Genomic DNA, 23982 nt, shown 5'->3' on the forward strand with positions numbered 1-23982 from the left:
TTATAATAGAAAATAAAAATTTATAGATGTTGCGTGGAAGCCCTACTTTTGGGACTTATTGTACCTATCGATTGCTTTTTGTATGGCTTCGAGGGCAGCTTCGCGTCCTTTCCAGTTCCTGACTTTGACCCATTTCCCCTTCTCTAGCTCCTTGTAGTGCTCAAAGAAGTGTTTAATACGCTCTTTCACTACATCGTCTACATCGTTGATGTCCTTTATTTTTGCAAACCTGTTGTCTATTTTTTCGTGGGGCACAGCTATGATTTTGCTGTCGGGTCCATTTTCGTCTTCCATCTCGAGGAGACCTATTGGTCTAGCGCGGACGACACTTCCGGGAGCCACTGAGTCGTAGCTGAGTAAAACCACGTCTACTGGGTCGCCGTCCTCTTCTAGCGTCTTGGGGATAAAGCCATAGTTAAAGGGGAAGACCATGCTCGTGAAAAGAACCCTGTCGACAAATATCATCCCGCTTTCCTTGTCGAGCTCGTACTTTATGTTGCTCCCAAGGGGGATCTCAACGACAACATAAATGTCTTCTGGAGGGTTTTTCCCTGGGGGAATATTCAGAGGCATTTTCTCACCAATGGATACAATCTCTGGAAGACTTTAAAAAATGTTGTGTTAGATCATGACAGGCGTAAATTAGTCAATTAGCCTTGTTATCCGTCCTATTGCTCTCGTCCTAGAATCTCTCAGTATTATCCTTGTGTCGGTTTCCAGGTACCAGGGATGGTAGAGAAACCTTAGCCTAACAATCCCCGAATCCCCTGTCCTCATGGGTTCAAGGCTCATATAAATAAACATTACTGGGCTCCTAATCGAGTGGGCATGTAAAACTGTCTGGTATCCTCTTCTAATAGTCGTAGGGTGTTTTAGCACGACGATGTGTGCCTCGAACTCCCATACAGGCTTTAACTCTTGCTGAGTTACTACAAGCCCTTTCTCCAGCTCCTCATAGCTTATTCCAGAAATTGCTAGAGTAGCTTCTTCGCCAGCCTTAGCTTTGGACGCTACAGTCCTGTTTATGTGAATGGATTTTACACGTATCTTTTTCCATGAAGAATCCTGAAGGGGTCCGATGTACACCTCGTCGTCTTCTTTGATTACTCCCCTTTCAATTGTTACAGCCACTACGGGTCCAACGCCTTTCACATCGTATACATCGCTAACATATGCTAGAAGTGGCTTGTCGATGTTCTCGTTCCACCTGAGCCTGGGTGGTAGAAGGTTTAAAAACTCTGTTAAGATGCTTAGTCCTTCGCCTGTTGTGTTTGATATTAGAAATATTGGGACGACGCGTCCACTCGGCATTAATTCGACTAGCCTGTACACATCCCCTAAAGTCTTTACGACGACAGGCTTTCTGTCTACCCTCCTGAGAGTTTCAACCGTATCAATGAGGGTGGCTTCTAGAACCTTTTTATCCACCAAATCTATTTTTGTCAACACGATGAAGACTGGGATACGTAGGGCAAGTCCTACGCCTAGATGTTCCCTCCCCATCACCTGTAAACCAGAATTAGCGGCGACAACAAGCATTATGTAGTCTGGTAGACGCGCCATTACTCCCCTAAGCGCAGTTCTCAGATACCTTTCGTGCCCTCCAACATCTACAAAGTAGACAACCTTCTTAGAAGACAAATATATCTGTGCTTCATCTAGTGGGTTTGGAAGGTTCCAGTTTATTGGCCGGCCGTCCATGTCGAATCCAAGCAGTCTTACAACAACGGAGGAAGTTCTACCCGTGACTATTTCATGTTCGAACCTTGCAATTTTTCTCATGCTTCTTCCTCTTCCATCATCAAGTTCACCCGTGCAGAGGGTACCTATCGTTGTGCTTTTCCCCGCGTCCACGTTCCCCATAACAGCTATCGTTGTCTGAACAGGTGGAGACTCCTCCCTGCCTACCCGCACGAGAACTCTAACTAGACTCCTGTTTCCGACTGGGGCTTTCTCGAGGACTCTTATTTTTGCCCCTATTTTTCCTGCAACGTCGTCTAATATTTGGAGGGTTTCTTCTTCCTCTTGTGGCGTCAAACCAATTGGTGTCCCATCATCGTCAAACCCAAGAAGATATATTGCCTCGCCCCCGCCCTCAAACAGCCTGTAACGCATCTGTGAAGCTAGATTCTCTATTCTTTCTGGGTTGTTACACGAGAGCCTAGACTTGTACTCGATGGCTCCCGTCTCATTTTCTTTTGGAAGTTTAGAGGACATTGCTTGCCACTATCTCGAAAATAGAAACTACAATGAATCTAATTAGGCTTTTGTCTTATATGCTTAAAAATATAAATAGTCTCCCAGCGATAGTATAGTCTAGATGCAAATTGCTTTACCCAAGAATTCTAATAGGGACATCTGGCTGGGACTACGATGACTGGCTAGATATATTCTATGAGACAGATAGAGGAATGTTCACTTATTATACAAGGTACTTCAGCACAGTAGAAATAAACTCTTCTTTCTATACTCTCCTAAGCGAGAAGTTCTATAAGGGGCTGTCCGAGTCCTCGCCAAGCGAGTTCTTGTTTTCTCTAAAAATGCATAGAGGAGTAACGCATAAACACATGCTTAACCCCAAGCTTATAGGCGACGAGTTCGACGCTTTCTTCAAATCTATTGCGCCGCTTAAAGAGGCAAAAAAGCTCGGAGCCATACTTATACAGATGCCTCCAGTACCAAGGGAAAAAGTACCCTGGTTCGATTCTTTCCTGGATTTATTACCGAAGGGCTACAGATATGCTGTAGAGTTCAGGGACCCCTCTTGGCTTGAAAAAGACATTTACAAGACACTAGAAGAACGGGGAATCGCCTATACAGTCGTAGATGAACCATTATTGCCTCCACTGATTCTGAAAACTTCAAACTTTCTCTACATTAGGTGGCATGGCAGGGGAGAAAGCCCCTGGTATTATTATCACTATTCAATCGAAGAGCTCAGCGAGTGGGCGAAGAGACTCCAAGACTTTCTCAGCAGAGAAAACGTAGACCTTATTCTAGGATACTTCAATAACCACTTCAGAGGATTTGCTCCCCACAACGCCTTGCAAATGATGACATTACTTGGGATTACGAATAGGAGGCAAAGAGAAAAGCTTCAAGAAATGGATAAATACTTTAAGTCTCTGCCTCAGAAGGTTTTAAAAAGCCTTAGAGAAATTGTTGCAAAGGGAGACCTTGAGGGTGCTCTCGTGTTTCTCGCCGGTGAGAAGAGGTTTGAACGTTCCAAAGAAATAAGTGATGAGAATGTGAGTTTTAAGATCAAGGGCGAAAGTATTGTAGCAACAGTAAAGAACTACAGGGTTGAAATAGACGTTAAGAACAGGAGAATTTTTCATGACTGTGAGGATTGGAAAAAGTCCGCCGAGTCGAAACGCTTCTGCAAGCACCTCGTCAAGCTTTTTCTAAAAATGCCACGCGATATTTCCCTCAAAATCCTTGAGGACATCGCCGGCAATATTGATGACTGGAGCTTCGAATATTAGCCTTTTATTTGCAAGAGTGCTTCCTTCAGGGATGGGCTTGCTAACACAAGCCTACATCCGTCACTAGAGGAAACTAAAATGTATTCTTCTTTCTTATAGGCAAAGACCGTGAGGGCTGCCGTAACTGCATCCAAGAGGTCTCCATCTCTTGATTCTGGGAACCTTAAGCCCAAACGCCTCAAACCCAGGTAGAGTTTCTCTCGGCTTTTATTTTTCCTTGGAAGACCAAGCATGTCCTGTGTGCCCCCGGGATATATCTCTATGACTTCGTACCCTCTTTTTTCTAGTTCGCTTCTAAGCTGTATAGCCCTAAGCGTTAGTGACCTCATACCTTCAAACAGGGGTGAAAAAGCCCTTATACCAAGCCTCCGCAAGGCCTTTTCACAGAGCCTATAGTATCCTTTCTGTGGAAACGAGAGAGGAGCATCTATACCTACAGCTTCTGGGGAATATTCTTCAACTTTTTCCACCAATTCGTCGTCATGCTTGAAAAAGCCAGTTACACACGTAAGGTCTTCGTAGAGAACAGCATATGCAGACTTCTTTTTAAGTGACGCAGACAAGTCTACTCCAAAAAAGGTCTTCATAAATGGAGAATTGGTCAGCATGCAAAAATAAGTTTAGCTGGCGCTATTTTGGAAGAGTTACTCCCCTTTGTCCCTGGTATCTGCCCTTGTATGGAACTGGCTCCCCAACAAGCTTATAGAAGGCTACATGGGCGAATCTTTGTCCTTTTCTCAGGATTATTGGGAAAGCTCCTCCATGTATCTCAATTGTCACCTGGCCTTCGAAGCCTGCGTCTATTAATGTTGGAGGGACAGAGACTCCGAGCCGGGCGAAGGTGCTCCTGACACCTATTAGTGCACCTACGTCTTCGGGCATCTTGATGTATTCAAGCGTGGTGACGAGAACCTTCATATAGGGCTGTAACACGAAGTTGTCTGCCTTGAAGATTTTATAGTACTGGGAGAGATCTATTTCCCTGAGTTTTTCTGGGTCTATTGGCTCTGGATTATTAAGAAGAATTGCTATTTCATCTCCTATACGAAGATCGACGCCGTTTTCGCGGACAATTTCCTCGCTGTAGGGTTCAATCTTGAGCTTGCCCTCTTTTATCAGCTTCTTTATCTCGGCTCCTGAAAGCATGGCTCTTCACATCGTGGTTAAAACAGACCTCGAATTTCAAGGTTTTCGTTAAAACCGAAGGGTGACGAAACAGTACTCACTTTTGAGGCTTGTTTTTGTAGTAGCAACATAGAGCTGACACAGGACAAACATTGCACTTGGGATTTCTTGGCAGGCAAAAGGTTCTCCCGAGCTTTATCAAGTAGAGGTGCGCCTCTAGACGTTTTTCTGGCGAGAAAACTTTGTGTAGGTGTGCTTGCATTTTTTCGTAGCTACCTGGTGGCGCTAGACCTATTCTAATTGATGTTCTCTTTACGTGGGTGTCTATTGGTAAAACGGGGTAGCCATAGTTTGCAAGGAGAACGTCTATTGTTTTTGAGCCTATTCCGCGAATTTTTCCCAGTTCCTCCTTTACTTTTTCTGGTCCCTGTTTAAGGAGCAATTCTATCTGGCAACCATAGTTTTCCATGAGAAACAATGCTAATGATTTTATGGCTTGGGATTTCTGCGCATAGAGCCCTGCAGGTTTAATGGCTTCTGCTATTTTCTGCACGTCTGTCTGTGAAAGCTTGGCGCACTCTACGCCGATACGGCGTTCAAGCTCGCCGAAGGCTCTGTATGTGTTTTTTTCGTTGGTGTTTTGGGAAATTATTGTAGCTATTAGTGTCCTGAAGTAGTCCTTTGTCTGGGCCAGCTCGTAAGCGATAAAGTCTCCCTGCTCAATCCTTAGTTCTTGTTTAAGCTTTTCCAACAGTCTATCTCCAACTTCGGGCTCATCATGTAGACATTGACTATGTTGGCGCCAAGTTTTCATATCCCCCGTTTCATTCTAGGCTGTGGACAATAAACGTATCGTGCTGGTTAACGACGACGGCCCCGAAAGCCCAGGCTTATTGGCCCTAGCTGGAGTTCTAAGAAATGCTGGACACGACGTATTCATTGCTACTACTTCGACCCAGAAGAGTGGTTCTTCAAAATCAGTTTCTTTTGAGGTACGTTATTCTTTGGGGGAGCTCAACGGCTATAAAGCGTTGATTGTTGATGGGACGCCAGCCAGTGCTGTTACAATAGCGCTAACAGTCCTGAGGGTGCCGGCCGACATAATCATTAGCGGTATAAATCTTGGACCCAATCTGGGTCTATGGGATATACTATCTTCGGGAACAGTTGGAGCAGTATTAGAGGGGGCCTTGTTTGGAAAGCCCGGTGTAGCTGTCTCACTTGTAGCAGAGAATAGCTCAAAATACGAAAAACTCGGCTTTACTGAATATGAAAATGCCGCCGGCGTCCTGTTAAGGATCCTTGATTTTCTAGAGTGGAGTTTTCCATGTGATGCTCTGAACATAAATATACCCTTGGAGAGAAGTGGAGAAGTAAAGGTAACTATACCCGAGAGAACTCCCCCCAGAAACCTTTACATGTGCAAAGATAATGCATGTAGAATGGGTCATTGGAGTCTAGACAATAGCTATCCCTGTGTAGACAGTATTAGCGATATATGTGCAGTTAAAAATGGAGCAATATCTGTTACGCCGCTCTTTATAGATTCATTCGGAAAAAGAGGCATGGATATAGTTGAGAAGCTTCAAAACTTATTTTTAAATAAGAGATTCTAAATGGTGAAGCTGTATGACAGAAAAAGTAGACGTAGCCATAATTGGTGGAGGCCCCGCTGGGATGACAGCTGCTTCAAGGATAAAGAGAATTAACCCAAAGCTGAGGGTAGTTGTTTTCGAGAGAAGCAACTATGTGAGTTATGCCCCATGCGGATTACCCTATTACCTGGGAGGAATCGTCAAGGAATTGGACCAGCTAGTTCATTACCCGTTGCGGGTTTTCACCGAGGAAAGAGGAATAGAAGTACACATTAAGACTACTGTTACTGAGCTTGGCCCCGGATACTTGAAGGCGAGAAACAGTGATGGAGAGAAAACATATGAGTGGAATAAGCTCTTAATAGCAACGGGCGCAAGACCAAAGATTCCCAAGGTAGACGGCATCAATTTGCCAGGAGTTTTTACTCTGAGAATTCTAGAAGACGGCGAATCGGCAAGAAAATACCTTCAAAACGTAAACACGGTCGCAATCGTGGGTGGCGGATACATCGGCCTGGAGCTCGCCGAAAACCTGAAAAACTTGGGTAAAAAAGTCCTACTGTTTGAGCTTTTGCCCCATGTTTTGCCCGCTGTGGACCCAGATATAGCCGTCCAAATCGAGAAGGAACTCGTAAGTAACGGGGTTGAGCTTCACCTAGGGGAGGGCCTAAAGGCTATCCACGGAAAGGAAAGAGTTGAAAGTCTAGAAACCACAAATGGAGAATACAAAGTGGAAGCAGTATTCATTGCTACTGGTATCGCTCCTGAAACAAGCCTCGGCGAGATGCTTGGAGTCAAGAAGGGTGCCACAGGTGCTCTCAGTGTAGACAAGGCTATGCGTACAAATGTCGAAAATGTATTTGCCGCTGGAGACGTCGCTGAAGCCATAAACCTTGTAACAGGAAAGCCAGACTGGTTCCCGCTCGCGCCAGTAGCGAACAAGATGGGCTATGTAGCCGGTGCGACAATGTCTGGCATAGACGCGGAGTTTCCAGGCGCAGTTGGAACGTCTGTTACGAGGGTTTTTGGTCTCGAGGTGGGGAGAACAGGACTGACAGAAGAAAGGGCAAGGAGGGAAGGCTTCGAGCCTGTTTCAGCCACTATCACAAGTAATACTAAAGCCTCATATATCCCGGGAGCCGGACAAGTCACAGTAAAGCTAATCGCGGACGCCAAGACCGGCCGCTTGTTAGGAGGACAAATCGTGGGCAAAGACATCCTCGCAAGGATAAATACCCTTGCGACACTACTAGCCATGGGGGCAAAGGTAGAGGATGCATTCTTCGCGGATCTAGGATATGCACCACCCTTTGCCCCTGTATGGGACCCACTAATAGTGGCAGCGAGAGTGCTAATGGGAAAAATCAAGGGTCAATAACAAACGGGCCTCAATACGTATAGCCAGGTTCAGTTGTATTTTCTTTTGTATTTTGTTTCTGCTCGAGCTTTTTCTTTGCTAGATACTCGTAGAGACCCCCAGTTAAGAGAGACATACCCAGAATAGAAGTAAACATCCCAAAAAGTGTAAGTACATCTGTCACGTTCCTGTCAAATCTAGCGTAATAAAGCGAAATATCAAGCCTGCTTCTACACGTGGCACAGGTCGATTCAGCCTGAACCCTGTATGGGCTCTCAGGCAATATAATCCATCCGCTCGAGTTTCTCGAGGCGTCTTCAAGATATAGACCTCCAATAAGGATATCTCTGTCATTGTAGAAGGAAATATTTAGATTGACGTGTCTGTCGCCGGTAATAGAAATGTTGTAGTAGACTTTTTCAGCTATGTTGTGGCCGAGCAAAGAACCATTTATATTGTGGTCTGGCAGGGAGATGTGTAAAGTCGTCCTCGTACTTGGCGACGCAAGGTAAGATACATAGAGAGATGAAAAAAGACCTAAAGCCAAAAAAACGAATCCCAAAGAGATAAATAACTTGTACTTCATCACGTGGATAAGAAAAATCCTGGATTTAAGCCTTTGCTCCTGCGTATAGCCAGCACTTTACAAAGTGTTTGGGCTCAACCTCTACTTCTGGGGGTTCCTCGGTTCTGCACTTGCTTGATGCAAAGGGGCATCTAGGAGCAAACCTGCATCCAGGAGGCGGGTTGACTAGGCTTGGAGGTTCGCCGGGAGGAACTTCTCTAAATTTCTTCCTATTTTCTGGGTCCGGGTCGGGAATAGCCGAGAGGAGTGCACGGGTGTATGGATGCAGTGGGTTTTGCAACAGTGTCTTCGTGGGAGCTCTTTCAATTAATTGTGCAGCATACATTATAAAGATCCACTCGCTGAAGTATCTGGTAGTTGAGAGGTCGTGGGTTATGTAGATGAAGCTGATGTTCCTCTTTTCCTGCATCTCCCGCATCAAAGTTAAGATCTCCACCCTAACAGAGGCATCGAGCATCGAGACAGGCTCGTCTGCAACTACTAGGCTTGGCCTAAGTATCAGTGCACGGGCTATTGCGACCCTCTGGAGCTGGCCACCGCTAAGCATATGTGGATACTTGAATGCAAAGTCCTCTACAGGGGTAAGCCTAACCTCCTCAAGGGCTTTAAAGACCATTTCTGCCCTCTCTTCCTTGGTGCCTACTTTGTGTATTATTAGGGGCTCTTCCAGTATCCTATAGATATTCATGAAGGATGGCATCGCTCCATATGGATCCTGCTGAACCAGACCCGTTTCGCGCTTAAACCACATTAGATCCTTTTCTGGTGTATGCGTTATGTCTTTCCCCTTGAAAATTAGTTTCCCATCCGTAGGCTCATACAATCTCAGAACTGTTTTTCCAAGCGTAGTCTTGCCGCTTCCAGACTCTCCTACGACAGAGACCGCTTCGCCAGTGCCTAGTTCAAAGGTGACTCCATCAAGGGCTTTTACCTGGGCGGTTGCGCCAAACAAACCTCTACGTATGGTGAACCATTTCCTGAGGTTCTCAACCTTCAATACTATCCTGTCTTCGCTCATGGTTTTCACCTCTTACCCTCATGATAAAGCCAGCACCTAACAATATTTCCACTTTTTATCTCGTATGGGGGCGGACTCTCTTTCAGGCACTTCTCGAAGGCATATGGGCACCTTGGATTAAATCTGCATCCCTGAGGCGGATTTATTAGGCTCGGTGGGGCTCCTGGTATAAATTCGAGCTTCTTGTCTGTTCTGAGTGTGGGCACGCTTGCCATGAGCTTCTCGGCGTAGGGGTGCTTCGGCCTGTAGTAGAACTCGTCGGCGTCGCTTATCTCGACTATCTCGCCTGCATACATTACTGCAACGCGGTCGGCCAGTTCGCTTGTTACTGCTATGTCGTGCGTAATAAAGATGTAGCTGAGTCCAAGCTCGTTCTTGATCTTCTTTAAGAGGTTGATTATGTTTGCCTGCGTAATCACGTCCAGCGCGGAGGTCGGCTCGTCCAGGATAATTATTTCTGGGTGGGTTATAAGCGCCATAGCAATGACTGCTCTCTGCTTCATTCCACCGCTAAGCTCGAACGGGTAGCGGTCGGCAAAAGATTCATGTATACCTACAAGCCTCAGGTACTTTTTGGCTTCTGCCAACGCGTCTTCCCTCGAAACATTGTTGTGGATCATAAGTGGCTCTGCGACTTGGAAGCCCACCTTTAAGACTGGATTGAGAGAGTTCTGTGCCCCCTGAAAAACCATGGAGATTTTTCTCCACCTGATGAGCCTGCGAAACATCTCGTCGCTAAGCTTCATCACGTCGTTTCCATCAATCAATATCTCGCCGCTATACGTGTGGACGTTTCTGGGCAGGAGGCGTATAAGTGCCTTGGCAAGTGAACTTTTGCCACAGCCGGACTCGCCTACAATGGCAAGGGTCTCTCCCTTCTTAAGGTCGAAGCTTACATTGTCAACCGCCTTGACCACGCCCTTCCTGGTCGTGAAGTAAAGCCTTAGGTTTTTAACGGTCAACACGGTACTCACATTTTTCACCTCTACATTTCCCTTAACCTTGGGTTAACTATCCTATCGAGTGCAAAGCCGAGAAATGCAAACGCGAATGCAGTCAGCATGAGTAGTATTGATGGCTCCAGGACCCAGTAGTAGTAGCCACGGTAAAGCGCGCCTGCATTCTGCGCATCGTTGAGAATCTTGCCCCATGTGGGTAGGAACGGGTCGCCTAGACCGAGGAAAGAGAGCGCTGCTTCTAGGAAAACGTATCCTGGAACTGCTGAGATTAGGCCTGGAACTATTGGCGGCAGTATCTTGGGAATAATATAGAGGAAGATTATGCGAAGGTTAGAGGCTCCATAGGTCTTTGCTGCCTCTATGTATGGATACTCCTTGAGTGATAATACAAGTGCCCTTGTGCTCTTAATGTTGGGACCGAAAATACTAAGCACGATAACGGCTGCTAGTATCACCCAGATGTCCAACTTGTAGAAGGCGGCTATGAGTATAAGGAATTGTAGGAATGGTAAAATTAAGTATATTTCAGTGATCCTCTGAATGGCGCTGTCAATTATGCCTCCGTACCATGCACCAATAGTGGCAATTATGAGTTGCAGAAGTGAGGTTACAAGCGAAGCGGTGAGTCCAAAAGCTAGCGCGATAGGAGTGCCCCACAATAGTGCTATTTCTAGGGGACGCCTCAGATGATCTGTACCAGCTGGCCCATAAACCTTGCCATACACTACGACACGTGCATCGAGATCTGAATCCTCGCCAAAGCATGTGGCCTCAATGGTTAGCCTGTAAACCCCCTTCTCAACATCTAGAGTGCCCTTTTCGAGGCCTTCAGCTGTATCCTTGCCAAAAGTAAGCTCCAGTGGCGACAATTTCTCGGATATATTGATTTTCCCATATTTTGAAACATAGTGGCTTAGAAGTGTATTCAAAACATCGTTGCTAATGGAGTAGTATAGGGTATCGTTGGGAGCTTTAAGTGCGAACCTGGGAAATTCAATTGTGTCACCGCCAGGTTTTTTAAGCGTGATTTTTACTAATGGTGGGTCTTTTTGGTACTTCGCATAGAAAAAGATGTTCATCTCGGATGGAAAATCGTCATAGTTAAATTCGAATAGATAATTGATGGTTACTAGTTTCATGTTTGTACCTGCTACAGGTGTGACCGCTTTTGACACGCCAAAGGTAGCAGTTTTAGAGTCAAGAATTATTGTTCTGGGAAGTTTCTTACCTACAAATATTTCCCACCATTCTGGCAGTGCATTTCTCGGATTATTGAGCCAGATGCCTTCTGCCCCCCTCCAGAGCTTGATTGCCTGGTCGTATGGTAACGCTACCATCGCATATATAGAGAGCCCTATCAGAAAAACAAGAATAGCAATACCTAGGACGCCGGACTTGTAAGTGAGCAGTTCCTTTATGGTCGCTTTTATCCCAGACTCCATTCGTTTCGACATGTCTCCACCCACCTATGCGAAACCAGCCTTTATACGTGGATCAATAAACGCATACACAATGTCGAGTATCAGGACAGTAGCAGCTAGGAGATAAGCATAGATAACGGTTATTCCCACCAGCACTGGGGTATCAAAGCTCTGTATCGCTTGCCACGTGACAAGCCCAAGTCCAGGCCACTGGAAAACAGTCTCAGTAATTGTGGCTCCGCCCCATGAACCTATCAAAGATAACGCGAAGCTTGTAATTATGGGTGGCAGAGATGGCCTGAGAATATACCGTGTTTCTATTAGTCTGGGAGGCAACCCTTTAGCCTTTGCGGCCTCAACGTAGTCCTCTGTAGAGAATATCAAGAAAAATGTCCTCGTACCATAAACGCCTAAGAAGAAGCCTGAAATGATCCAGGAAGCCATGGGGAGAATCATGTGTTTCAGAACACTTAGCGCGTAGGACACAGGGTCAGGTGGCGGGGGGACGTCTACTAGGCCGCCCGGTGGCAAGAGATGGAGCCAGGTGTAGAAGATAAGTATAAGGAATATTCCGTAAAACCAGCCGGGAAGAGTAGACGTTGGAGATAAGGCAACAACTAGCCTATCAAAGAAACTGTTATAGTGGCGGGAAAGGTAGAGCCCCAGAAATAGATGTATGAAAAAGTTAAGCACAGTCACAGTTGTAAAGAGGAGCACAGTATTTGGCAATCTCTCGAGAATTATATTGCGGACAAACCTAGACCCGCTATCGCTCACCATAAATAAGGCTCTACCCAGATCCAGCGTTAAGGCATTTTTGAGGTAGATAAGGCTCCTCTCGAGAAATGGTCTATCATATCCTAGCCTTTTTACCTCGTTTTCAAACATTTGCCTAATGAGCTTGTCCTTTTCGGGACCTGGCAACGACCTATACTGTGGATTTCTATTCACAGTCTCAGTTATTTGAGTGTAAAGGTCGCCTAGAATGAATTCATCAATCTTGCCGCCCATGTTTGCAACAATAATGGTAAGGTAGATGGCTACAACTACTGTTAAATAGATAGCTATGGCACGGATAGCTATGTACTTTAGCAAATTCTTTGAAACCATAGCAATTACGAGTCTAAACAGATAATTAAATATTTTTCCATAAATAAATAAGCAGTTAGATCTAGAAAAAATAAAAACAAAAAAAGGTTAATTTTTGTTGTGAATACTCGATTTATTGTCCAGTGCTGGCCTTACTGGTTTCTTTTGGCTTGCGCATTGCCAGGAAGACAGCAACGAGAGCTATGATCAAGCTGATGACCGAGACCGCGAGGACCATGTTGACTGTGCCCTGGAGTGCCGAGACACTGTTTGCAAGGTCAGAGACTTTGCCTCTAACTTCGGTTACACCTGACTCTACACCAGCAATTCTCGACTCTAGCTGGCTCCTGATTCCTGCTACCATTGTCTGGAAGTATGCTATCTGTGGAATGACTGTGAAGGGCGTCTCCTTGATTGCTGGCGTGGCTACGTCTTTGCTTAGTGCTATCACCATGATCTTGTAGGAGCCAGGCGTCAGCTTTCCTGTGTCTTCTGGGCTAAGCTTTGCCTGCCAGGTGCCTTCTGCGGATGGTGTTGCTACGCCTTTAGCGAGGACGTTTCCAGCTGGATCCATTACTAGGAATTTCACGAAGTCCATGCGGCTGTTGGGGTACGGCTGACCCTTATAGGAGATCTTGATAGTGAAAGTTGCGTCAAGCCCAGGTACAACGTTGTCTGGCGGCTGTATTGCAAGTTCAGGTATTGGTGGAGAGCTTAGCCAGGCCCACCTGTCGGACTTGTCTGGGTAGTTCCTGTTGGCCTTAAGCACAGCTACATGGGCGTTGAAGTCTGCTGTGTCTAGGTAGTATGGTCCGTCTCCTACCCAGAAGTGTTTGTGCTGGGTGTACCATGTTTTGAGTGCGTTGTATCTTGCTTTTGCATCGTCTACTGTGGTGTACTTGCTGAGGAAGTCTTTGAATGGAATGTATCCCTCGGCTATGCTCTCGTCAAGCATCTTTGAAAGCACTTCTAGGCTTGGGCCTCCAATGTAGTTCATCCACTCGACACCCATTTTGTCTGCCTTGTCAGCGCTGAATGCCAGCTTTCCTTTCTCCTCGGCCCTGATACCAATAGCGTATGCGTGCCACGGGAAGTTAGCCCATCCAGCAAAGTTTGAAACTACGAGCTCAACGTCGGGGCTGGTGTAGTTTACGTAGTACTCGATTACGAGTGGAGAGGTGCTGACGAATCTCTGTGCTATGAAGTACTGTCTCCAGGCCTGGAAGCTTGGTACAGCCGCCTCGTCGTATAGCGGGCTACTTGGATCTACCCTTGCAAATGTCAGCGGCCACCCTATGACCCAGTCAGCCATACTCATCGTTGTCCCATCGTGGTACTTAATCTTCCCAATAACGTCGCCATAGTTGACGACAATCTTGAACTGTGCAACTTTTACGCCTGCCTCTCCGGCTGTGATGACCTTGTTTGCCTTTACGTCGTAAGAGTACCAGGCGTCTGCTGGGACTTCTACTTTGTCCACGAAGGTGAGCTTGCACCAGTCACTCGAGCTTGTTGTCGGTGTTCCCTTGAGCGCGTACACCTCTGCGCTAACAGCTCTCTCTGGCAGAGGCAGCCCTGTGTAGGGGCTTGTTAGGAATGCATACCCTAAGGTAGCTGTTACCAGTATGTTGTCGTAGACCCAGTTTGACCCGGCTACTGGGTTCCATGGCTCGACTAGGACTTCTCTCATTAGCGCATTTACAGAGCCTCCAGCCTTATCGACGTACCTGAGAGTTCTTAGAGCTATTGGGTTGCTGAATCCTCCAGAGAGGTCGGCCGCTAAGTCTACTTTAGCGCTGTAGATGTATGGGCTTATTTGGTCAACGAGCCATACCCTGACGGAGTCCTTTAAAGCCAAGGTAACTGCTTTTGCCATTAGTTCTTGCCTTTCCTCGATTGTTTTGTATTGTCCATTCCAGAGCCTTGTAGCTACATCCATGAATACTGGGTCAGGCTTGTAGGCCTGCCAGAGTGGCTCGGGGCGTCCCAGCGGTGTATAGAAGTATCCAAAGTTGCTACTGTCGTCCCTGCTCACAGCAGTGGTTATCCATCCACCTGTGTAGATGTGCCACTGTCCATCGGCTGGGTTTCCACGTATCCATATCGGGCTTGCCTCTCTAGAGGTTTTGTACATCCTTTCAACTGTGAAGCCGAGTTTCTCTAGCTGGTCGGACACGTAGTCTCCTATTTGCCTCCTCTGATCTTCTACCCTTATCAAGAACTTGATTACGACTGGTTCTCCCTTGTAGTACCATTTGCCGTCTTTATAGGTTGCTCCCATTTTGGCCATTTCCTCGAATATTATCTCTTTGCCTTTCTCAAAGTTGTAGCTGTACTGTGCTTCTAGGAGCTTTACTGTGTCTGCGAGTTTTGCATATTCTGGGAACTGTGAAACTAGCGGCAAATACTTGGGAACTGCGAAGCCGAGCATTATCTCGTTTACAATGTAGTTTCTGTCAATGATGTAGTTCATTGCTTCCCTTATTCTCGGGTTGCTGAATGGGTTGAGTTTGCCTGTCTTCGGGAACTCTGGTCCAACAGGGTTAAATGTTAGCTCGAAGTATAGACCGAATGCATACTTGTATTTTATGTTGGGGTCTGTTTTTAGCTTCTGGGCTATTGACGCGTCTACACGGACGTCGCTGAAGTAGACCTGTGCGTCTCCCTTGTCGATCATGTCTATAACTTTTGCCGGATCCGACTCCTTTGAGAAAGCTACTTGGTCTACCCATGGTCCCTGGAGGGGCTGTGGCTGTGCGTTTAGGAGTGGAGCAATGAGAGCTACGAGGAAGATGGCTACAAGTAGTAATGAAAGTTTGTTTTTCATGGTTTGTCGATTATTTTTTGTATCTATGTCTATATAAAGCTTGCTCTGGATTTTGCTGGAAAAGATTCTGGGTATTATTTCTGCTTACTAATTTGACATAGATATAGCTTTAAATACGAATTATATCATATAAAAACATTTCTGAAAAACTTTTATAAGAAAGGGTGTTTCTCTACTTGAGTTTTTCAAGGATTATTGCTGGGCAGACCCTTTTTACGCCTGGTATTTTTCCTATGTCTTCTATTATCTGAGTCAGGTGCTTGTTGTCTTTTGCCCATGCCTCGAGCATAAGCATGTGGTCTCCTGTCGTCAAGTAAACCTTATAGGCATATTCTTTTGATGCCAGCTGTGTCGAGACGTCTAGTATTTTTTCTGGCTCCGTGTCTATGCCTATGAGTGCTACGTGTTTGAAGCCCAGCTTTGTGGGGTCTACCTCTATTGTATATTTCCTTATTACTCCCTCTTTTTCGAGCTTCTTGAGTCTCTTTTTTATTGCTACGTCTGTCATGCCCAGCTTTTTGGCTAGATGTGTAAGCGGCGCTCTGCTGTTTTCTATGAGTTCGTTTACCAGTACGATGTCTTTCTCGTCCATTTTTGTCCCTGTTTGGAGAGTAAACTTTGGTGTCTATTAAACTTTTAGAAATGTTCAAATTTTTTAACGAGGTATCTTTGTTTTCGCCAGGATGATTAGAAGATCCTTTGTGTTCGTTTCTTTAAGGTTTTGTCTATTTTTTCCTTCTTATCTCGTAGAATAAAAGGAAAAATACAACTACTACGGGGACAAAGACTAGTAGAAGCATGTTTCTTTCTATCAGTTTTACCAATTCTCTTAGTATGTCGATTTTTTTCTCATATTGCTGGGTTTCGATGTGGAAGTCTGCAGTGGCTAGGTTTATTTTTTTGAGTGGCTGTACTAGTGTAGCTATGTAGAGTTGTGGTTTTTCTCTTGTCTTTGTTACTGAATATGTTGCTCTCCAGCCGTGCAACGTGGAGAAGTAAGCTGGTGCATATTTCTTGAAGTCGAGAAAATGTATTGTTATTGTTGAGCAGTTTTTGTCTAGGCATAATGCTTTCTTCTCTTCGGTGATTGTAACAAGTATGTTGCCCGCCTGGATCGCAAATCCATTATAGTGGGTTTTGAGTGGTGTAGGGGTTCCAAGGCTAGAATTTACAATGTAAATTGTTTGTGGCATTGTGTTCCAGTAGGCTTGTTGTGGATAGCTTAATAGAAGGGTGTAGATTTTTTCCTCCTCAAGCTCTCCGTATAGAGTTACAATATATGAATCGTTGAATGTTGACGCAGAGATGGCATACATGTTTCTGTAGCCAGGAACTGCTTCCAAGTATTGTATTCCCCCGACATCTGAGACCTTGGCGATAAAGGCATCTGGGGTTCCGTCTCCACCGACTGTTGTTCCAACGAGAATTATAGACCCATCTCTCGCCAATAAAGCGTCTTCTAGGTTTTCTCGCCCCGCGCCTCCAACCGCCATGTCGCCTAATAGCTTGAGGTCAGGTGTAAGTCTTGCTATGAGTATGTCGCTCTGTGAGACGTTGTAAGCATAGGTGTCTCCTGCTATAACTATGGTTTTCCCGTCGAAAAGCATCCTTTTTGGATAGTCGTCGAAAGCTTCGCTTCCAAAGACTATAGAGTCAATGATTTTTTCTGTTGTAATGTTGTACCTGATTACTATGATGTCTGATTCGCTGACTGGTCTGTAGCGGTAAATGTAGCCAGAGATATAGAGCGTGTCGTTAAGGGGTAATAGGTCAACACCGAAGAGAGGCAAGTCCGCATAAATTAGTATGATTCTTGGCTCTTCCCCCGGAGAAACATCGACAAGGAGAATAGCTGGAAACTCATAGATATATATTGTTCCAACGTAGAAGAATTTTTTGCAACATTCAGCCGCGTTCACTATGTATCCAGGCATTTGACCAAGGTATGCCGCTCTCCATTCGCCACTGGTTATTCCAAAAAACGGGAAGCTGTTTTCATAGGTTTTGACTGTTCCTCCGAAGAGTATTGTGTTGTTTTCAATATTTGAGAAGAATATTTCTGGTGCTTGTTGCTCGGCTGGCTGGAGGAGCAAAGGTTGCTGTGGCAAGGTTAATACGAATAACAAGAACAGCAAGAGAAATTTATGTTTCTCCATTTCCTCCCGTGTTGTGAATGAGCATAAAGTATATAAAGCTATTGGGACAAGAGGAGTAACTTGGACTGTAGTCTGAGTAGACGGTAGGGGGATGTCTTTGTTATTGCTCCTTTTTCTTTGAGCTTGCTGATTCTTTGTCCGAGCTCCTGTTTGGAGACACCTAGTTTGTCTGCGGCTTCCTCGAATGTGTTCGAGTTTGCCAGTGCTCTGACTGTTGCTAGCTCTTCTTCACTAAGGGGGCTAGTTGGCGTGGGAAATAGTTTTTCTAGTGTGAGATATACTGTTTCTTCCACTATTTGCATTATTTCCTCGGTGTCTATGAGGTGGAAATAGTCTGGGATGAGTAGAACCTCTATTCCTAGTTCCCTAGCCGTGATTCTGGCCGCTTCGTCGGAGAATCCCCTGGCAACTATGAGTGGTTTTCCTCCGGCTAGCTTCGCATTGGTGTATGCTTGCCGGATGTCCGTGACGGAGATTTTTCCTGACTTTACTTCTACGTAGTATGTTTCTCCTTCCTTCTTTGCTACGAGGTCTATCTCCGCTATGGGTCTCCCGTCTACAATAAGAGTGTGTCTGGTCTTTTCCACTGTGTAGCCTTCTAGCTCTAGTATGAGCTGTGCAAGCATTTCCACCCATAGTCCTTTGCTAGCCACGGCTGGCCACCCATAGGCTTGAGAACATTTCTCGAGCTTGGTCCAGTGTGAGCTTTTCGCTGTGTAGAGTTTCCTTTTCTTCTTGTAGCCTCAGCTTTGCCACTGATGGGGTGAAGCGCCATAGATGATAGGTAAGGAATTCTTCTAGTGTTGACACTTGTGAATAGTATTCTCTATATGTCCTTGCTAGGATCGAGTCTATGGTTCCCTCGTCTTCTACTTCGTGTTTCTCGGACAGCTTGAGCTCGTATAGGCCCCTGTAGGGACAGAATCTACAGCTAACCCTCGGCAAGCCCTGGATGTAGTGGGGGTGGACGAGGCCTTCTTTTTTCAGTAATTCTGCTATCTCGGTTATTGTCAGGTCGTGTACGAGGTTTATTACTCCCCCATTAAGGTAGATGCCCTTATTTGCTAGGCTGGACAGACGCTCGTATCTTTTGCCGGCCTCAAGCGCCCTCTCTGCCTTAGCTTCTATTTCTGCTTTTATCTTCTTTTTTACTTCTCTAAGGCTCCGTGTTTTAAGGTATGTGCACCATCTGTCTCCCCTCTTCGGGAGCCCCTGGGTAGCCATATAGTAGAGTAGCTTGTTTTTGTCCGGCGTGGTTGTTTCGAGGGGGACATCTAGTTTTGAGGCTATCTTCTCCACGAAGCTGTAGTTCTCGGTGGGCTCTAGTAGGGGCATGTGGATGTATACAGCTGTAAGCTTGAAGCTGACTTTTTCTCTCAGCTTTGTCAGAAGGATTAGGTTAGCTGTGCTGTCTTTTCCGCCGCTGAGGTCTGCCATTATGTGTTTTCCTTCGATGTTCTTGCCGTACTTTGCAAGAATGTAGTTAATTCTTTCGTCTACGTTGTCGAAGCGTTTCGCGAGACTCTCGTTTGTGGGCGGCTCGTATACGGCATTATAGAATGGCCCATTTCCAGTATAGAGTGAGCCAGAGTCGTTAGACCAAAGAAATATCTTTGCCACGTCTCCATGTGTGTATTCGACGAAGTCCGAGAAGGTCCTAACATAGCCTACAAGCTGGCCAGAATTGAAAACGGGGTATCTCTCCATCACGGAGGCTTCACTTTTGCTCTAGATTATTTCTACACGGACCTTGCCTGCGAGCTTTTTCGCAAAGTTTTCGGCATCGTTCTTGTTGCCGACTATTGCTCCATAGTGCATTGGTATCGCTATTTCCGGCATGATTGTTTCTGCGGCCTTAACGGCCTCGTTCCAGTCCATTACGTAGGTGCCACTCACTGGTAAGAGTGCTACCTGGACTTTTCCTCTCAGGTTAGACATTTCTGGGATGAGGTCTGTGTCGCCGGCATGATATATTGCTACTCCACCTATCCTGACCACTACGCCTATCCCCCTATACTCTTTGGGATGGAACCTTTTCCCAATGTTATATGCTGGAACCGCCTCGATTGCAACGTTCCTGACCTCTATCTTGTCTCCGGGGTTGAGGAGCTTGTATTCTAGTCCAAGCTGTTTCACCTTCGCCATGCAGTTTGTGCTTGCGATGATGACGGTGTCTTTTTTGGCCACCTTTTTCACGTCATCGGGACTGCAGTGGTCATAGTGGTCGTGTGTGCAGATAACTATGTCGGCGTCATGGGGCTCTGAGGATATCTGGAAAGGGTCGATGTAGATGGTTGTGTTGTGGCCTGTTATTTTGAAGGACGCGTGTAAAAAGTGTGTGATGGTTATTCCTTTGTATTCTATTGTACCCATGTTAACATTTTAGACTTGCCAGAAATTTATTCTTTGCGTGTCAAACAATTTTTAGTATGGGCTGTCCCTGTTTCACGACGTCTCCTTCTTTAACATATATCTCGGCAACTGTTCCCTCAAGGTTGGATTTGACTTCGATGAGTGTCTTCATTGCCTCGATTTTTGCAATTACGTCTCCCTTGGAGACTTTTTGCCCCTGAGAAACGACTATCTGGTTAATTTTTCCCGTGATGGGGGCGATTATTGTGTCTTTGGCTGTCGGCTGAGCTTCGACTTTCTTTATTACGCCTGTCTGGAAGACAGATAAGACTGTTTGTAGGGAAGGCTCTCCTTCTGGTACTTCTACTTCCACCTCGTATGCTTCTCCTTCAAATATTACTAGGAACTTTTTTCTCGTAGGCGACCACCTTAGTATGCAGCTAAAATGTCCTGCTCAGATATGTCAATGTAATATCCTATTCTCCAAGCGTTGAATGCAGCTTCCCGCTGGAGTAGGGTGTGTTTGGTTCTTCTCTTCTTTGTCTCTAGGTAGGCTATGACGGCCGCTAGTATGATTGCCCTCCTGTTTGGCTCCATCTTGATCACTATACTGGAGGTATTCCATGTTTACGTGGCGGCCTAGCATGTTTCTCTCTTTTGTCCCTCAGGAAAGCCAGCGCCTTGAATATGTATCCTCTTGTTTCCCGCGGCAGGATAACGTCGTCGACGTATCCCCTTGAAGCTGCAAAGAATGGGGTAGTGATTTCTCTGCGGTACTTTTCTGCAAACTCTTTTGCTAGCTCTTCTGGATTTTGTGCTTTTTCAAGTTCCTTTTTGTATATGATCTCTATGGCTTCCTTGGGACCCATGACTGCTATTTCTGCAGTGGGCCATGCTAATACATAGTCTGCACCTAGATGCCTGCTTGACATAGCTATGTAGGCTCCACCGTAAGCCTTACGCATAATGACGGTTATCTTGGGAACCGTAGCTTCGGAATATGCATAGATGATTTTAGCTCCGTGCCTTATGACGCCTCCATGCTCCTGGAATGTTCCGGGCAGGAAGCCTGGGACATCTACCAGCGTGACTATTGGAAAATTGAATGCGTCACAAAACATGACGAACCTAGAGATCTTGTCTGCAGAATCTATGTCTAGGCTTCCAGCGGCAACCGCCGGCTGGTTAGCCACGACACAGACAGGGCACCCCCCGAGCCTCGCGAATCCTACAACGGCGTTTGTTGCAAAAAGCGCATGGACCTCCAAGAATGAGCCTTTGTCGAATATCTTGTCGATTACCTCTTTGACGTCATACGGTTTTAGCGGGTCTTCTGGGACAATGCTATCTAGCTGTGGGTCTTCCCTGAACGGGTCATCTCCTGTATCGATGCAGGGAGGATCCTCTGTGTTGTTGCTTGGCAGGTAGCTTAGGAGCGTCTTTATGATTTCTATTGCGTGGTCGTCGTTTTCTGCCAGGAAGTGGGCTACCCCGCTTTTTGTTGCATGTACCTCCGCGCCTCCTAGCTCTTCAAATGTGACCTCCTCCCCTATAGATGCTTTGACAACTTTTGGCCCAGTAATGAACATGTAGCTCTTCCTTGTCATTATAATGAAGTCTGCAAGGGCCGGAGAGTATACCGCGCCTCCTGCGGCTGGTCCCATTATTGCTACTATTTGGGGGACTACTCCGCTTGCTAACACGTTTCTGTAAAAGATCTCGCCATAGCCCTTAAGCGAGTCGACGCCTTCCTGTATCCTTGCTCCACCCGAATCATTGAGACCTATGAGCGGGACCCCGAGCTTGAGTGCTAGCTCTATTGTTCTGGCAATTTTTGATGCATGCATTTCTCCAACGCTTCCACCCATGAAGCTGAAGTCCTGTGCATACACAGCTATCTTACGTCCATTTACTGTCCCTAGACCAGCCAGGACGCCGTCGCCATAGGCTTTCTTTGTTTCCATTCCGAAGCCTGTCGCCCTGTGAGTTATGTAGCGGTGAAGGGGTATAAAGGAGTCTTTGTCCAGCAACTTTTCTAGCCTTTCGTGGGCTGAGAGGCGGCCCTGCTCGTGGATTTTCTTTAAGAAGTCTTCGGGAGGCCTTAGCGTCTGCATTCTCTTATCTAGAATATCTGGAAAACTCGACATTGCACCTACCTCGACCTATTTATTCGAGTTCAAGAACCCACGCCTCAAATTCCCCTCCGCTAACCCTTATCTTGACTAGCTCGGCTCCACGTTGAACCGCGTCTGATACAAGGGATAAATGTCTCTGCAACTTTGAAACGGCCTCCAGCCAGTCTCCATTGGGTGCACGTAGACCCTGTGGAACTTTTAGAGCGGCGAGAATCTTGTCGGGAACGCTGTTCGGGTTGACTGTTGTAAGTGTAGTTCCCGGATTCAGCGGCTGTAGTGAGCTGGTTGGAATGACTAGGCCCTTGATAGCTAGGTAAGCTGTCTCGCTGGTTTTAACTGTTAGGGTGTTTTGTGCTGTGCCTGTCCTCCAGGATTCCATTTGCTTGTCATCGGCTAGAATCTCTGCTTTGCCTGTGGTGCCGAAGACTACCTTTTCCTGTAGTTCGAGGGTTATTGATCCTTGACGTATCTCGATTACTGGAGCCGTCGGCGGGTTAAATACTAGGAGGTTTGCTGATGCATGGAGGTATTTGTCTACGGATGATAGTGGATTAGGTGAGATATAGGACCTGTGGGATGAACGTATGACGATCGTCATCTGGAGCGCACCTGTTTTTTGTTGTAAATTGTTTGTGGTATAAAACGGTTGTGCAATTTTTGTTAAACAATTGTCGAAAGCTCTGAGCGAAGACTAGACGACCCAGTCTTCTACTTTCCTGTCTCTAAGGATCAATACTCTGAGAAAGCCTGCGAGGAGTATTGACAGCCAGAACAATTGGTATATGTATAGGTACAATGGGTAAAGATACAAATATGTCTTTGATTTTACTACTCGTGCCGCAATGTAATGCCATAGAGAGAATAGAACAAGTGGAATAAAGAAAGCTCCAACGGTTAAGAGATATGAGAGATGTATGTTTATGGCTATGATTGACGCGAATGGGAGGAACTGGTTGATGAACGTGGAGAGGGTGAGTGCTACCAGATAGGCTGTTTTTTCTATAGAGTGGTTGTAAAGGGAGAATGCTAAGAGAGTTGTCAGTAGGGATGGCAAAGCATAGATTAATGCTGGGATTATGACATGCGGCATCTTCAGGGTTGCAGTCAAAGCTTCCAGGAAGTTTTCTTGAAGCCATATTGCTAGGCCTATCGCCCACCTTTTACGTTGCTTAAACCACTTTGAGATGTTTTCTGGAGGATAGTTCAGGACATATGTTTCACCTATATATGTGAACCTGTGTTTCTTTTTGAACGACCTGAGAGCTATGTCGAAGTCTTCTGAGACAGATGGCTGGAAGTAGCCTATTTCTTCGAGTGCTTTTCGTTTCATAGCGAAGGCCGCACCGTTCACGGCTATTGTTCGCTTGGCGAGTTTCCCCATTAGCATGCTTGCAAAGTTGTAGGACACGTATTCTATGTAAACCATTTTTGATAGCAGTCCCGAGGCTACAATTACTTTCTTGATGTCGCCGATATCATAGTCTCTCATTTTTTCAACGATTTTGTGGAGAAATAGTTCGTCCTCGATTGCGACGTCATCGTCGAGGAACACGACTAGGTCTCCCGTAGACATTTTTAGAGCTGTATTTAGCGCTGAGACTTTTCCGGCCCTTTTTTCACGTATTACCACTTTCACACCAGGGATTTTTCTGAGTTTTTCAGCTACGAGGGGGGTCGGTTCGTCCACTACGACTATGAGTTCTTTACTGGGATAGGGGAGACTAGCAACTTTTTCAACGAGTTTCAACAGCCTGTCGGAGCCCCTATATGACGGTATAATTATGGAAACCTTTTGTTGTGCTTCTTCACGTGAAGAGTAAACTTGCAAGAGTGTACTCGACATATATGTGCCTCCACACCATCTACTAGATAAATAA

The 23982-nt window shown here is 45.9% G+C and carries 24 protein-coding genes; 3 read left to right on the forward strand and 21 right to left on the reverse strand.

Annotated elements, in window-relative coordinates:
* Positions 1-42 precede the first annotated feature (42 nt).
* Positions 43-573, reverse strand: a complete 531-nt coding sequence (gene ppa, locus QXT17_RS07850) for an inorganic diphosphatase (RefSeq protein ID WP_342814492.1) — start codon at positions 571-573, stop codon at positions 43-45.
* Between the two features lie 69 nt (positions 574-642).
* Entirely contained in the window at positions 643-2217 is a 1575-nt protein-coding gene (locus QXT17_RS07855; RefSeq protein ID WP_020962017.1) for a GTPBP1 family GTP-binding protein, read from the reverse strand.
* 110 nt (positions 2218-2327) lie between these two features.
* On the opposite strand from QXT17_RS07855, the gene QXT17_RS07860 reads away from it, so the two are divergent.
* Positions 2328-3485 (forward strand): DUF72 domain-containing protein, encoded by a 1158-nt coding sequence (locus tag QXT17_RS07860; RefSeq protein ID WP_342814493.1) that lies wholly within the window; start codon positions 2328-2330, stop codon positions 3483-3485.
* Here QXT17_RS07860 and QXT17_RS07865 read toward each other — a convergent pair.
* The 3 genes from QXT17_RS07865 to nth all read right to left on the reverse strand — a co-directional run bounded on the left by QXT17_RS07865 (position 3482) and on the right by nth (position 5361).
* Positions 3482-4072, reverse strand: coding sequence for a DUF429 domain-containing protein (locus QXT17_RS07865; protein WP_020962019.1), 591 nt, complete (start codon positions 4070-4072; stop codon positions 3482-3484). The two genes, QXT17_RS07860 and QXT17_RS07865, sit on opposite strands and share 4 nt — an antisense overlap.
* Before the next feature lie 43 nt (positions 4073-4115).
* Positions 4116-4631, reverse strand: coding sequence for a dCTP deaminase (dcd, locus tag QXT17_RS07870; RefSeq protein ID WP_020962020.1), 516 nt, complete (start codon positions 4629-4631; stop codon positions 4116-4118).
* Between the two features lie 76 nt (positions 4632-4707).
* Positions 4708-5361, reverse strand: coding sequence for an endonuclease III (gene nth / locus QXT17_RS07875; protein WP_020962021.1), 654 nt, complete (start codon positions 5359-5361; stop codon positions 4708-4710).
* Positions 5362-5446: 85 nt separating this feature from the next.
* Here nth and surE point away from each other — a divergent pair, with 85 nt between their 5' ends.
* Together surE and QXT17_RS07885 are read left to right on the forward strand one after the other, a co-directional pair.
* Complete coding sequence (gene surE, locus QXT17_RS07880; protein ID WP_148681963.1) at positions 5447-6226, forward strand: 5'/3'-nucleotidase SurE; 780 nt, start codon at positions 5447-5449, stop codon at positions 6224-6226.
* 13 nt (positions 6227-6239) lie between these two features.
* The gene (locus tag QXT17_RS07885; protein WP_020962023.1) at positions 6240-7583 is read left to right on the forward strand and encodes an FAD-dependent oxidoreductase; all 1344 of its coding nucleotides are present in this window, start codon (positions 6240-6242) and stop codon (positions 7581-7583) included.
* Between the two features lie 10 nt (positions 7584-7593).
* On the opposite strand, the gene QXT17_RS07890 is transcribed toward QXT17_RS07885, so the two are convergent.
* From QXT17_RS07890 to QXT17_RS07965, 16 genes are all read right to left on the reverse strand, one after another.
* Positions 7594-8148: a hypothetical protein gene (locus QXT17_RS07890; protein WP_020962024.1), complete on the reverse strand. Its 555-nt coding sequence runs from the start codon at positions 8146-8148 to the stop codon at positions 7594-7596.
* A gap of 25 nt (positions 8149-8173) precedes the next feature.
* A complete protein-coding gene (locus tag QXT17_RS07895) occupies positions 8174-9166 on the reverse strand; it encodes an ABC transporter ATP-binding protein (RefSeq protein WP_020962025.1) in 993 nt (330 codons plus the stop codon).
* Positions 9167-9171: 5 nt separating this feature from the next.
* The gene (locus QXT17_RS07900) at positions 9172-10140 is read right to left on the reverse strand and encodes an ABC transporter ATP-binding protein (RefSeq protein WP_052885615.1); all 969 of its coding nucleotides are present in this window, start codon (positions 10138-10140) and stop codon (positions 9172-9174) included.
* Between the two features lie 11 nt (positions 10141-10151).
* Positions 10152-11579 (reverse strand): ABC transporter permease, encoded by a 1428-nt coding sequence (locus QXT17_RS07905; RefSeq protein WP_240366746.1) that lies wholly within the window; start codon positions 11577-11579, stop codon positions 10152-10154.
* Positions 11580-11591: 12 nt separating this feature from the next.
* The gene (locus QXT17_RS07910) at positions 11592-12656 is read right to left on the reverse strand and encodes an ABC transporter permease (protein WP_020962028.1); all 1065 of its coding nucleotides are present in this window, start codon (positions 12654-12656) and stop codon (positions 11592-11594) included.
* A gap of 112 nt (positions 12657-12768) precedes the next feature.
* Positions 12769-15462, reverse strand: a complete 2694-nt coding sequence (locus tag QXT17_RS07915) for an ABC transporter substrate-binding protein (protein ID WP_020962029.1) — start codon at positions 15460-15462, stop codon at positions 12769-12771.
* A gap of 172 nt (positions 15463-15634) precedes the next feature.
* The gene (locus QXT17_RS07920; protein ID WP_020962030.1) at positions 15635-16054 is read right to left on the reverse strand and encodes an Lrp/AsnC family transcriptional regulator; all 420 of its coding nucleotides are present in this window, start codon (positions 16052-16054) and stop codon (positions 15635-15637) included.
* Between the two features lie 133 nt (positions 16055-16187).
* Positions 16188-17618 carry a delta-60 repeat domain-containing protein gene (locus tag QXT17_RS07925; RefSeq protein WP_020962031.1) on the reverse strand — a complete coding sequence of 477 codons (1431 nt, stop codon included), beginning with the start codon at positions 17616-17618 and terminating at the stop codon, positions 16188-16190.
* A 38-nt stretch (positions 17619-17656) separates the two neighbouring features.
* On the reverse strand, positions 17657-18271 hold the full coding sequence (locus tag QXT17_RS07930; RefSeq protein ID WP_020962032.1) for a restriction endonuclease: 615 nt from the start codon (positions 18269-18271) through the stop codon (positions 17657-17659).
* Positions 18264-19325 carry a phosphoadenosine phosphosulfate reductase family protein gene (locus tag QXT17_RS07935; RefSeq protein WP_020962033.1) on the reverse strand — a complete coding sequence of 354 codons (1062 nt, stop codon included), beginning with the start codon at positions 19323-19325 and terminating at the stop codon, positions 18264-18266. The genes QXT17_RS07930 and QXT17_RS07935 overlap by 8 nt, the downstream gene beginning before the upstream one ends.
* Before the next feature lie 21 nt (positions 19326-19346).
* A complete protein-coding gene (locus QXT17_RS07940; RefSeq protein WP_020962034.1) occupies positions 19347-19991 on the reverse strand; it encodes an MBL fold metallo-hydrolase in 645 nt (214 codons plus the stop codon).
* Between the two features lie 40 nt (positions 19992-20031).
* Complete coding sequence (locus QXT17_RS07945) at positions 20032-20343, reverse strand: acetyl-CoA carboxylase biotin carboxyl carrier protein subunit (RefSeq protein WP_020962035.1); 312 nt, start codon at positions 20341-20343, stop codon at positions 20032-20034.
* Positions 20344-20399: 56 nt separating this feature from the next.
* The gene (locus QXT17_RS07950; RefSeq protein WP_187147038.1) at positions 20400-20567 is read right to left on the reverse strand and encodes a hypothetical protein; all 168 of its coding nucleotides are present in this window, start codon (positions 20565-20567) and stop codon (positions 20400-20402) included.
* Between the two features lie 8 nt (positions 20568-20575).
* Positions 20576-22117: an acyl-CoA carboxylase subunit beta gene (locus QXT17_RS07955; protein ID WP_020962037.1), complete on the reverse strand. Its 1542-nt coding sequence runs from the start codon at positions 22115-22117 to the stop codon at positions 20576-20578.
* Between the two features lie 19 nt (positions 22118-22136).
* Positions 22137-22703 carry a hypothetical protein gene (locus QXT17_RS07960; protein ID WP_020962038.1) on the reverse strand — a complete coding sequence of 189 codons (567 nt, stop codon included), beginning with the start codon at positions 22701-22703 and terminating at the stop codon, positions 22137-22139.
* A 93-nt stretch (positions 22704-22796) separates the two neighbouring features.
* Entirely contained in the window at positions 22797-23948 is a 1152-nt protein-coding gene (locus tag QXT17_RS07965) for a glycosyltransferase family 2 protein (protein WP_020962039.1), read from the reverse strand.
* Between the last annotated feature and the right edge of the window lie 34 nt (positions 23949-23982).

Origin of the sequence: Thermofilum sp. (assembly GCF_038871435.1) — an archaeon.
GTDB lineage: Archaea > Thermoproteota > Thermoprotei > Thermofilales > Thermofilaceae > Thermofilum > Thermofilum adornatum.